A 12,607-nucleotide genomic window follows, 5' to 3' on the forward strand; every position below is an offset into this window, starting at 1 on the left:
TTCTCTAATTTTGTGATGAAGGGTGAGAGGCATAGTGAAAAAAATCATTAAAGGTGGACGAGTAGCAACTGCTGCTGATGTATTTGAGGCAGATATTTTAATTGAGAACGGGAAAATTGTTCAAATTGGACAAAATTTAACGGATGCTGGCGCCGAAATTATTGATGCTACAGGCAAGTACGTATTGCCTGGAGGCATTGATCCCCATACGCATTTAGACATGCCATTCAATAACACGGTGACGGATGATGATTGGAAATCAGGCACCATTGCAGCGGCTTTTGGTGGGACAACTACTATTTTAGATTTCTGTTTAACAGCAGGAGAAGAAAAATTAGCAACAGCCGTAGAGAAATGGCATGACAAGGCAAAAGGAAAATCTGCTATTGACTATGGCTTCCACTTGATGATTGGTGATCTAACACCTGAAACCGAAGCTGAATTACCACAATTGTTGGAGCAAGAGGGCATTACTTCTGTTAAGGTCTTCATGGCTTATGCAAAAGAATTCCAAGCAACAGATCGTACACTATTTAAAGCCTTTAAAATCGCTAAGGATCTTGGTGCGATAGTGATGGTCCATTGTGAAAATGGCTCTGTTATAGATGAGCTAGTAGAGGAGGCAAGACGTGCTGGACATAAGGAACCGATCTATCATGCACTAACTCGTCCAGCGGAATTGGAAGGAGAGGCAACAAAGCGTGCTATCGAATTAGCGCATATAGCTGGTGCGAAGCTCTATGTGGTGCATGTGACATGTAAAGAAGCGGTAGATGAAATTATTGCCGCTCGTGAAAAGGGCTATGATGTTTATGGTGAAACTTGTCCACCATATTTAACACTCGATCAATCCGCATTAGCGCAACCAGGCTTTGAAGGAGCCAAATATGTTTGGTCACCGCCACTTCGTCCTAAATATCATCAAGAACATTTATGGAATGCCTTAAAGGCAAAACAGCTACAGACGATTGGCTCAGATCAATGCTCCTTTAGCTTTAAAGGTAAAAAGCAATTAGGCTTAAATGATTTCTCGAAAATTCCAAATGGCGGACCATTCATTGAAGACCGCTTCAGTATTTTATACTCTGAGGGCGTGGCAAAAGGCAGAATTTCCATCCATGAATTTGTTGATATGATCTCTACTAGTGCCGCAAAAATATTTGGCTTATTCCCGCAAAAAGGAACGATTGCAATTGGTTCAGATGCGGATATCGTCATTTTTGACCCAGAGGCACAGCGTCAAATTTCAGCTAAAACACATCATATGAATGTGGACTATAACCCATATGAAGGCTGGGAGGTAACAGGTGAGCCTGTTAGTGTACTCGTACGTGGGGAATATGTCATTAAAAATAAAGAATTTGTAGGTGTACTTGGCAGTGGACGATACATTAAACGTCCATTAAAAACAGTAACTGCGGAAGCTCTAAACATTTAGCTTCCTACAGGATAGACCGATTGTTTTGACTGGAGAGCAAAACAATCGGTTTCGTAATTAGGGTACGGAAAAAATGAACACATGAGGGGGATGTGGAAATGGTTCCGATTCAAGAAAATGCAATGACCGTGCAGCTTAGACGTAATTTTGTGGAATTAAAAGGTAAGATGACAAAGAATGAGGCTATTGAGGAAGCCAATCGTTGTTTGTATTGCTATGACGCACCATGTATTAAAGCATGTCCAACAAGTATTCAAATACCAAATTTCATAAAAAAAATTGCATCTGGTAATATGAAGGGTTCTGCTACGACTATATTAGAAGCAAACCCAATTGGTGCAAGCTGTGCAAGAGTTTGTCCAACGGAAGAACTGTGTGAAGGGGCGTGTGTCTTAAATTCTTCAACAAAGCCAATTAAAATTGGTGAGTTACAACGTTATGCAACGGATTGGGCAATGGAAACCAATGCTCAGCTATTTAAGGCAGGTCCACATAATGGACAGAAAATAGCCATTGTAGGGGCAGGTCCTGCTGGTTTGTCGGCAGCTCGTGAGCTCAGTCGTTTAGGCTATCAAGTAACTATTTATGAGGCTGAAGCGAAGGCAGGGGGCTTAGGAAGCTATGGGATTGTAGCATTCCGATTACCAAATGATGTCGTAGATTGGGAAGTAGAGCAGATTGAACAGCTCGGTGTGGACATTCAAACGAATACAGCTGTAGGTGTGGATATTTCTGCTGATGAAATTTTGGCTCAGTATGACAGTGTGATTTTAGCTGTCGGTATGGGTGCTGTCCCAAATTTGGGCATTGATGGGGAAGAATTAGAAGGGGTACATGATGCCATTGAGTTTATTCGAAAAACAAAAATGGGACCGCTTACAAATGATATTGTAGGGAAACGAGTAGCCGTAATCGGTGCTGGAAACACGGCGATAGACGGTGCTACAAGTGCGGTGCGTTTAGGCGCAGATAATGTACAAATTCTCTATCGTAGAACAGAAAAAGAAATGACAGCATACAAATTTGAATATGAATTTGCCAAGCAGGATGGTGTGGCATTTAAATGGCTAACTGCACCTAAAAAAATTATTGGCAATGAAGCAGGAAAGGTGACAGGCATTGAATGTGTGAAAATGAAGCTTGGTGAGGCAGGTCCTGATGGTCGACAACGCCCTGAAGAAGTAAAGGGCTCCAATTTTATCATTGAAGTGGATGCTGTTATTAAAGCCATCGGGCAAACTCGTTTTGTATCGTTAATTGAAGCCTTTGGTTTAGCTCATACAAATGGTGTCGTAGACATTGATGAGACAACAATGCAAACGTCCAATGACAAAGTATTTGCATGTGGAGATGTTGTCTTTGGTAATGGACAGGGTGAAGCGATGGTAGTGACCGCTGTACAGCAAGGAAAAGATGCAGCATATAAGATTCATGAACGTTTAAGAAAACCAAGTGAGATTGCATAAAGTGAACCTTCAATCAGTGGAGGCTCTTTCTCGACTGATTGTTAGATTCACCAATCGAGTTTATACAGGCTGTTAATCCCCCACCTGAATGATTACATTAGCCTATGTTTTGAAATGGTGGTCATACAGCCTGTATCTGGCACTATGCTTTCAGTTGACAAAAGATTGTTAGTACGGATAGAGGGGGAACTTATATGGCAGACTTACGCATTAATTTAGCGGGCATCAAATCGCCGAATCCATTTTGGCTAGCATCTGCTCCACCAACGAATTCAGGCTATCAAGTCCAACGTGCATTTGAAGCTGGCTGGGGTGGCGCAGTTTGGAAAACGTTAGGAGAACCGATTTTAAATGTGTCTTCCCGTTTTGCAGCAGTTAGCTATAATGGCCAACGTGTGGCAGGCTTTAACAATATTGAATTAATTACGGATCGACCATTAGAAGTGAATTTACAAGAAATTTATGAGACGAAAAAGAAATTTCCTAATCACGCAATTATTGCCTCGTTAATGGTGGAACCAAAGCAAGAAAAATGGCATGAAATTGTCAAACGAGTAGAAGATGTGGGGGTTGATGGTCTTGAGCTTAACTTTGGTTGTCCACATGGGATGGCAGAACGAGGCATGGGTTCTGCCTCTGGTCAAGTCCCTGAATTGGTGGAAAAACAAACGTACTGGGTAAAGGAAGCGGCGCGTACACCTGTTATTGTTAAACTAACGCCCAACATTACGGATATTACCGTGACGGCGGAAGCGGCAACACGAGGTGGAGCAGATGCTGTGAGTATGATTAATACGATTAACAGTTTAGCTGGTGTTGATTTAGATTCTTGGAATACAGTACCACATGTGGCTGGAAAAGGAGCTCATGGGGGCTATTGTGGTCCAGCAGTTAAACCAATTGCACTGAACATGGTTGCAGAATGTGCTCGTAATCCATTAGTCAATGTACCGATTTCGGGCATTGGGGGGATCTCCAATTGGCAGGATGCAGCGGAATTTATTTTAATGGGTGCGACAGGCGTACAGGTATGTACAGCAGCAATGCATCATGGCTTTAGTATTGTGGAGGATATGATTGATGGGCTGAATAACTACTTAGATGATAAAGGTCTAGCTTCCGTCATGGATTTAGTTGGTCGCTCTGTACAAAGGTATTCAAACTGGGGTGATTTAGATTTAAATTATAAAATTGTCGCAGAAATTAATAATGATGTTTGTATTAATTGCAATAAGTGTCATATTGCTTGCGAGGATACATCCCATCAATGTATTGACCTTTATACGGAGGATGGTCGCCCAATGCTAAAGGTTCGTGAGGAAGACTGCGTAGGCTGTAATTTATGCTCAATTGTTTGTCCTGTCGATGGAGCCATTTCAATGGTTGAACGCCCATCTACAATTCCGCCAATGACATGGAATGAACGCCAATCACTTCTTAGCAGTCTATCAAAATAAAGGACCGTTGTTCATTTTTGAATAAAGATTAAAATCGAAATTCCACCTTCCTTCAGCATTTTGGGTGAAGGAAGGCACTTCAAGTAGGTTGTCACGGAAATTAGAAAAAAAGGAGAGAAACATTATGGAACGTGAAGGGAATTATTTAAAATCCCCAGATTTGCTTCCAGTGACACATCAACAAAGAAATATTGGAACATTTGGTTTTGCGGTGATTTGGATAGGAATGGCAATTGTATTAGCGGCTTTTGCCATTGGTGGTTCGGCTATTATGAATTTATCCTTACCAATGGTGATTGTGGCAACATTGGTAGGTTCTTGTTTAATTGGCGTCTTTATGACGTTAATTGGTGACATCGGAATAGAGCATGGATTATCTTTCCCTGTTTATATGCGTGCACCATTTGGCACATTTGGTACTCATATACCTTCTCTTGTACGTGGTGTTACAGCTGCCTGTTGGTTTGGTTTGAATACGTATTTTGGTGCATTAGCGATAAACGGAATTTTAAATTTATTGTTTGACTTTGATAATTGGTTTATCTGCTTCCTTGTGTTTGCAGCGCTTCAACTCTTTAATACATCTCTTGGTATTAAATCCATTGAGCGTTTTGCTGATTTAGCAGCCCCTGTCATTATTTTAATTTCTTGTTGGATGTATTACACATTGGCAGATAATGCAACATCTCAGGGAAAAAATATTTGGACGTGGGTGGAAACCCCAACAACAGGCTTCGCTGCTTTTACCGCCTTCATGGTAGTGGTGATGGCAAATATGGGCTTTTGGGCAACCTTAGCAGCAGATATGCCATCCTTGTCCCGCTTCTTTAAAGCACCCAAAAATGAGCGTAATTGGTTCAAGCGTAATAAAACACAGCTTGTAGGCTCTTTAATTGTCATGCCCATTACAAACACATTCATTGTTACGATTGGTGCAGTTTGCTATATGGCAGTTGCCTCGGCAGACCCAATTAATGCCTTACAGCAAAGTGCAAGCGGCTTTATTCTTGGAATTCTATTGCTGATGATTGTATTAGCACAATGGTCGACAAATACCTCTGCCAACGTTGTACCAGCAGCTACTATTTTCTCTAATATCGGTGGACCGAAAGTGCCATTCTGGGTAGGGGTAGTTATTGCAGGGATTATTGGTATTCTTGCACAGCCCTGGAGTCTATTTGATGTCATGGTCAATGTCCTATTAATCATTGGCGGTATTTTAACAGCAATTGTAGGTATTTTATTTGCTGATTACTACCTGATTCGTAAACGGCGTGTACATGTCAAAGAGCTTTATGAATTAGATGGGCAATTTAAATATTATAAGGGCTTTAATATGGCTGGATTAATCGCTTGGGTAATCGGTGGTGCAGTTGCCAATATATTTTCAACTTACTCTTCTTTAGTAGGGTTCGCTGTAGGCGCGATTGTATATTATGTATTAGCGAAGTATTGGTGGTTTAAAAAGTATCCACAAGCTGAGCTAGATGATCCAAGTGATGCCAAATATTTAGGTATTACTGTCGGACATAATTTAGATGAAATATTTGGCCAACCAACAGCTCCAACGACTCTCCCAGATGAAGATGAACTGGTGGAGCAACCAGATCCTCTGTTAGAGATGAAGGGTGCCGAGTAAGTGAGACAACATCAAGACATTTTCAAAAGAAGGTGAGGTGATGGCATGTCTGAATTCCAACAAAGCACAAAGGAAATTCAAAAAGTAGATCATTATTTAGATAGTGGCTTTAAAATCAAATATGTCTACGAAAATTTAAGTGGGATGTTTGTAGAATTTGCACGTCAAGAAGAAGTGACTTTGCTACAAATTCTAACAGCAGATGCACGTAAATACTTCTCTGCTAAATTACACGAACAAACTTTATTACAATAACGAAGCAAACTCTATTCCTTTCGACTTGAATGGAATAGAGTTTTTTTGAATTTTCTGATTTAAATTATGTTGAAGTAACACCATATTTCGTACAAACATCAATTAAATCGTCGTTATTACCTATTTTTTGTTATTCTATTAAAATATCAATATTTTTTGTTTTTCCTAAAAATACATTTGTCTTTTTTAGAAAAATTGATTATTATTTTAAAGTAAAAACATCGTAGAAAGAACAACAGGAAAAGAGGCGTTATGGAGTGGCCAATAAGGAATTGAAAAGAGGATTAGAAGCACGTCATATTCAAATGATTGCACTTGGCGGTACGATTGGTGTTGGGCTATTTATGGGCTCAGCAAGTGCTATTCAATGGACAGGACCTTCTGTACTCCTTGCCTATGGTATTGCAGGTATTTTTATTTTTTTCATTATGAGGGCAATGGGTGAGATGCTTTATATGGAGCCAAGTACAGGCTCTTTTGCCACATTTGGCTATAAATATATTCATCCTTTAGCAGGGTATTTAACAGCGTGGAGTAACTGGTTCCAGTGGGTTATTGTTGGGATGTCTGAAATTATAGCAGTAGGAACGTATATGCAATATTGGTATCCAGAATTACCAGCTTGGATACCTGGTCTAATTGCAATGGTGATTTTGGGTGTGGCAAACTTCATTTCTGTCAAATCTTTTGGAGAATTTGAATTCTGGTTTGCGATGATTAAAATTGTTACGATTATTTTAATGATTATTGCTGGGGTCGGACTTATCTTCTTTGGCTTTGGCAATGATGGAATAGCAATTGGCTTATCCAATCTTTGGAGTCACGGTGGCTTCTTTACAGGTGGCTGGACAGGATTTTTCTTTGCCTTATCTTTAGTCGTTGCTGCCTATCAAGGGGTGGAGCTCATTGGGATTACAGCAGGAGAAGCAAAAAATCCTCAACAAACGATTACGAATGCCATCCAAAGCATTATTTGGCGTATTTTAATTTTCTATATCGGTGCAATCTTTGTCATTGTTACAGTGTATCCTTGGGATGAGCTTGGCACAATTGGTAGTCCTTTCGTTGCGACATTTGCTAAGGTAGGTATCACAGCTGCTGCAGGTATTATTAATTTCGTCGTCATCACAGCTGCAATGTCAGGGTGTAACAGTGGAATCTATAGTGCTGGACGTATGTTATATACACTTGCTATGAATGGACAAGCACCAAAATTTTTCGCTAAGCTTTCTAGTAATGGCGTGCCTTTATTTGGAACAGCGGGCGTATTAGTTGGCTTAGTCGTTGGGGTTATTTTAAGTTATATTGCCCCTGAAAACTTATTTGTTTATGTGTATAGTGCAAGTGTTTTACCAGGGATGATTCCATGGTTTATCATTTTAATCAGTCAAATTCGTTTTAGAAAAGCAAAGGGAGCGCAGCTAGCAAAGCATCCTTTTAAAATGCCGTTCGCACCGATTACAAACTATGTAACAATCATCTTTTTAATCATGGTACTAGTCGGCATGTGGTTCAATGATGATACACGCGTGTCATTAATAGTGGGCATTATTTTCTTGATTCTCGTAACCATTAGCTACTACGTATTTGGTATTGGTAAAAACCGATACAGCAAAGATTCTATAGAATAACCTTTAAGGATGTATCTCTAATTGGGATGCATCCTTTTTGTATGGCTATTTTTGCTAGCACAATTTTTACATAATTAAATGAAAAAAAGACAAACTACTAAAAACTGAGTGATATGGACTGGTATTTATCGGAACAAAAGGGGTGGAGCGAAAATGAACGAGATACCCGAGCAGATTGTCGCTAAATTAAAGCAAGAGATTAACGAAGTCGATGACGTAAAACTGAAAATGATCGCTACAGAAGAAGGGGATGTGACGGTCATTTATTTCTCCTCACTCATCGAAAAAATGACTTTACAAACCATGGTGACGATTCCACTAGCTAATAATTTGAAACAAATTCATCAAATGGCTCAATATGTGGACCCGAAGGATGTGAAGGGTGTCGTTAAAAAATTGAATGCTGGGCAAACCCTTCTTTTTTTTCACGAAACCAACGCCCTATTAAGCGTCGACACGTATAGCGCGCCTACAAGAGCCATTACGGATACGGAAACAGAGTCGACTGTAATTGGTCCACAGGATGCATTTACAGAATCACTGGAAACGAATATATCGTTAGTGAGAAGACGGATTCAAAGCTCCATGCTAAAAAATGAAAACCGAATTGTTGGGTCAGAAGCCAATATTAAAATATCGATTATGTATATGGATAATATCGTGAGCCATGAAAATTTAGATGATTTAAGAAACCGTATTGACCAGGTAGATTATCCGTTATTTACGGATATATCCGTGTTGAAGCAATTAATTGAGGATAATCCATTATCGCCCTTTCCTCAATATTACATGACAGTCCGTCCAGATAGTATTTGCCGTTATCTGCTGGATGGTAGAATCGTCGTTTTTATGGATAATAGTCAACTAGCTATTGTCTGTCCCACATCTTTTTTTGAAATGTTCGTGTCAATTGAGGATTACTACAACCGTTGGACAACAGCATCTTTATTAAGGATGCTGCGCTTTTTTGGTTTTTTCTTAACGATCATGATTACACCAATGTATATATCAGCCTTAACCTTCCACCCAGAAATTTTGCCATATGAATTATTACTAAATCTTCAAGAATCAAGAAGTAAGGTACCTTTTCCACCACTGATTGAGGTATTATTTATCGAGCTTATTATTGAAGTGTTGCGAGAAGCAGGTTCCCGAATGCCTGCCAAAGTCGGACAAACCATTGGTATCGTAGGAGGTATTGTAATTGGTACAGCTGCCGTAGAAGCTGGATTACTCAGTAATATACTCATTGTATTAGTTGCTACCTCAGCACTACTTTCCTTCTTACCGCCCATTTTCTTAATGAGTAATACTAGCCGATTTATCCGTTATATTTTTATCTTATCAGCAGGTTTATTTGGCTTGTTTGGACAGATGCTCGCCTTTGCGTGGTTAATCCACCATCTATTAAGTCTCAAATCCTTAGGGACGCATTATATGACACCTGCCATTCCAAGAAAGCCAAGCGATTTATTGGATAGTGTCATCCGATTTCCAACTAAATATATAAGAAGTAAGACTGGTATTTCAAAAGTACAGAAAAAATAGTGTCAGAATGAGAATGAGGTGGTTAACTTTGAATACAACAAAAGGAAAGGTCTTAAATCGTTATCATGTCATCTTCTTAGCGCAAAGTATTATGATTGGTACCGGTATCCTTTCGCTCCCTCAGAAAATAAGTCCTATGGGCTACACACAATCATTTATGCCTCTTCTCTTTGGTGTGATTGCTAGCCTGACACTATTTGCGATGGTATGGCTTTGTTCGAAGTTTCCCAATGATGATTTATTTCGAATGAATGAAATATTATTGGGAAAATGGCTCGGAAAATTTATAAATCTACTCGTCATTATTCAATTTATTGTTTTTAGTGCAGGGATTATTAGTAATTATATGCACTTAATTCAAAGTACAGCATTGCAGGAACAAACCATCACCTTGCCTGTACTTTGCTTTTTACTGCTACTTATTTATATTGTAAGTGGGGGTATTAAATCTATTGCACGATTTTGTATAATGACATTTTTTATTACCATTGGATTATTCTATTTTACGCGCTGGGCCATTGAAAAAGGTGATCCAAGTCATTTTTTGCCTCTCTTTAATTTTACGCCTCAGGAATTTTATGAAGCGTTAAAGCAAGGATATTTTTCTATCCTTGGTTACGAATTAATTCTATTTTATTTTCCATATATCATCGATCAAAAAAAGGCATTTCGTCATTCCTTAATCGGTATTTGGATTAGTATATTTTTATGCTTTATCACAACAGCTATTAGCGTCATGTATTATTCAGAGTGGCAGTTAAAAAATGTAGAGTTTTCAGTATTAAACCTATTTAAGGCAGGAGAATTTACCTTTATTGAGCGAATCGATATCATTGGCATTACGCTTTGGGTTTTTCTAATCTTATCCTCGATTACAGCCTATGTATGGTGTGCAAAAAGGGGGATGGATACCTTCCTTAAAAAGAAAAAGCAAAGTTATCAGTTGTATATCATCGCCTTGATCATTTTCTTTATTGTAAAAATGCCCTTTTCGCGTGAATTCCAAGAAAAATTATTTATGGCAAGTAACTATGTAGGCTATGTGCTTGTAAGCTGGCCAGTGTTTTTAATCCTGATATATGTTATTCGAAAAAAGCAGGTGCAGGTATGAAAAATAAACATCTATGCATCATTTCTTTTTTGATTTTCGTTTTACTTACAGGCTGTTCTAAAAAAGAATTAAAAGTTCCTCTAGAAGATGTTGGGATGGTAGACTCGATGGCTTTTGACTATATCGATGAGAACCAGATGAGACTCACAGTAGCGATCCCCCAATATTCTCCAGACGCAGAAAAAGACACACAAACTTTTTCTATCACAACAGATTTAGTATCAAGCGGCATCGTGGAAATAGAAAAGCAATCCGATAAAAAAATAGTCTTCAATCAATTGCGAGTTGTCTTAGTAAACGAAGATTTTGCGCGGAAAGGGAATGTTCGAAAAATTGTTCAGCACTTATATCGCAATGCGGAAGTAGGTAATAAAGTATTGATAGCTGTTGTGAAGGATAATGCGGAAGCGATTTTAAAAGGGGATTACCCTGATAAGCCAAGTATTAATTTTTATTTGAACAATCTATTAGAGCCGAGTATCAATACTGCTTTTAATCCCAATACAAATATTCATGATTTTATGTATTCGATTACCAATCCAGTAGTTGATGTAGTATTACCCTATGTTGAAAAACGAGGGGAGAAATTAGAGATTAAAGGCGTTGCCATATTTAAAGGGAATCAGATGCATGAATTAATTAAACCTGAGGAAGCACTAGTTATTCAAGCTTTAAGTGGACAGAAAAATCTTGCTCCATTGCATCTTGATTTAAATGCAGGACATGGAGAAGAAAAGGTAATGATTGATTTAATCGAGAGCAGTGTGAAAAAAGAGAGTAATAAAAATATGGAATCACCCAAATTAACGATTTTCTTAAAAATAAAGGGTACTTTAAGCGAATATAAGGGAGAAAGAGAATCACATTTATTTACAGTTGAAAGCATTAGTGATCTGGAAAAAGATGTGAATAAACAGTTGGAACAGGATATTAGTGAATTTTTAGCACGATTAAATAAAACAGAGGTAGATCCAGCTGGCTTAAGTGAAGAATTTAGAATGTATCATCATGGAAAATGGACATCGAAAAAAACAAGAGAGCTTATTAGAAAATTAGACGTGAAGATCCATGTAGAAACGTCCATTATTAGTACAGGTACTTTAAAATAACAGCAAAGACCCATTCGATAAGAAGGGTCTTTGCTGTTAGTGTGTTTTTCGCATAATAAAGCTTAAATGTCTTCCAGCTTGTTTATCTTGACGATAAGAAAAGCCATCGGGACTAAGGAATGTACAGGTTTCATCAATTTGTATTTGATTCACTGGAATACCCGCAAGCTCACATTGCTTTTTGACTGTCTGCTGATTATCAATGTGGTATTTTTTCGTTTCTGCATTGTAATACATAAATTCTTCGGCATAACCAAGACTGTGAAATTTTTCATATACATCTGCGTCTACCTCAAATTTCTGCTGACTCAGTGCCATACCGATTTGAACATGAAAGTCCTCAGGTCGACACTGTTCTTCATTCATAAGATGCTGAAACAGTTTGGGTGTTATTTCTTTGACTGTTCCTTGCCATCCCGAATGAATCACACCGACAAGTCCATTCACAGCATTATAAAAAATAACGGGCACGCAATCTGCCGTAAAACTACATAATAGTAAGTTAGGCTCAACTGTATAAAGCGCGTCTGTATTCTTCACCGCTGTATCCATTTGTGCAGCTCCTCGTCCTTGATCAGCTAATGTGACTTTATGAAAGTTCGCACTATGTGTTTGCTCTGTACAAATAAAATTTTGTAAATCACAGTTCAATGTCGCAGCTAAATGCTGACGATTGTTAATGATAGCTTGAACATCATGGCAACTATGCAAAGCCATATTATTGTGTTCAATCTCCATCTCATCTTTTAAGGTCGTTCCTGCGATAAATTGCTCATTCTCTATATACATTTTTATTTTCATTTAATCACCTCGTTTTACTATATAGGATCGCTTGTGGAATGTATAGGTTGCCGTTTTTTACTATTTAGCTACTCCTTTACCCGTCTATCAAACTTTTAGACATAAAGAATCGATTTCCTCATATAGTAGAAGGAATGCTAGAGAGGGGGAGA

10 protein-coding genes are annotated in these 12,607 nt (G+C 38.5%); 9 read left to right on the forward strand and 1 reads right to left on the reverse strand.

The window, feature by feature from the left end:
- The first annotated feature begins 34 nt into the window (after positions 1-34).
- The 9 genes from hydA (at position 35) to EW028_RS01640 (ending at position 11,654) form a co-directional block, all read left to right on the forward strand.
- Positions 35-1,438 carry a dihydropyrimidinase gene (gene hydA, locus EW028_RS01600; RefSeq protein ID WP_131519691.1) on the forward strand — a complete coding sequence of 468 codons (1,404 nt, stop codon included), beginning with the start codon at positions 35-37 and terminating at the stop codon, positions 1,436-1,438.
- A 98-nt stretch (positions 1,439-1,536) separates the two neighbouring features.
- Entirely contained in the window at positions 1,537-2,904 is a 1,368-nt protein-coding gene (locus tag EW028_RS01605; protein WP_131519692.1) for an NAD(P)-dependent oxidoreductase, read from the forward strand.
- A gap of 194 nt (positions 2,905-3,098) precedes the next feature.
- Positions 3,099-4,361, forward strand: a complete 1,263-nt coding sequence (gene preA, locus EW028_RS01610; RefSeq protein WP_048389894.1) for an NAD-dependent dihydropyrimidine dehydrogenase subunit PreA — start codon at positions 3,099-3,101, stop codon at positions 4,359-4,361.
- A 124-nt stretch (positions 4,362-4,485) separates the two neighbouring features.
- Complete coding sequence (locus tag EW028_RS01615) at positions 4,486-6,000, forward strand: NCS1 family transporter (RefSeq protein WP_131519693.1); 1,515 nt, start codon at positions 4,486-4,488, stop codon at positions 5,998-6,000.
- 45 nt (positions 6,001-6,045) lie between these two features.
- Positions 6,046-6,255, forward strand: coding sequence for a hypothetical protein (locus EW028_RS01620; protein ID WP_131519694.1), 210 nt, complete (start codon positions 6,046-6,048; stop codon positions 6,253-6,255).
- 257 nt (positions 6,256-6,512) lie between these two features.
- Positions 6,513-7,886 carry an amino acid permease gene (locus tag EW028_RS01625; RefSeq protein WP_131519695.1) on the forward strand — a complete coding sequence of 458 codons (1,374 nt, stop codon included), beginning with the start codon at positions 6,513-6,515 and terminating at the stop codon, positions 7,884-7,886.
- A 153-nt stretch (positions 7,887-8,039) separates the two neighbouring features.
- Entirely contained in the window at positions 8,040-9,434 is a 1,395-nt protein-coding gene (locus EW028_RS01630) for a spore germination protein (protein WP_053075663.1), read from the forward strand.
- A gap of 28 nt (positions 9,435-9,462) precedes the next feature.
- Complete coding sequence (locus EW028_RS01635; protein WP_131519696.1) at positions 9,463-10,545, forward strand: GerAB/ArcD/ProY family transporter; 1,083 nt, start codon at positions 9,463-9,465, stop codon at positions 10,543-10,545.
- The gene (locus EW028_RS01640) at positions 10,542-11,654 is read left to right on the forward strand and encodes a Ger(x)C family spore germination protein (RefSeq protein WP_131519697.1); all 1,113 of its coding nucleotides are present in this window, start codon (positions 10,542-10,544) and stop codon (positions 11,652-11,654) included. The genes EW028_RS01635 and EW028_RS01640 overlap by 4 nt, the downstream gene beginning before the upstream one ends.
- 36 nt (positions 11,655-11,690) lie before the next feature.
- Here the strand turns inward: EW028_RS01640 and pgeF are convergent, their stop codons facing one another.
- Positions 11,691-12,455 carry a peptidoglycan editing factor PgeF gene (gene pgeF / locus EW028_RS01645; protein WP_131519698.1) on the reverse strand — a complete coding sequence of 255 codons (765 nt, stop codon included), beginning with the start codon at positions 12,453-12,455 and terminating at the stop codon, positions 11,691-11,693.
- Positions 12,456-12,607 lie beyond the last annotated feature (152 nt).

The sequence above is a fragment of the Lysinibacillus sp. OL1 genome, assembly GCF_004332175.1.
Lineage (GTDB): Bacteria > Bacillota > Bacilli > Bacillales_A > Planococcaceae > Lysinibacillus > Lysinibacillus capsici.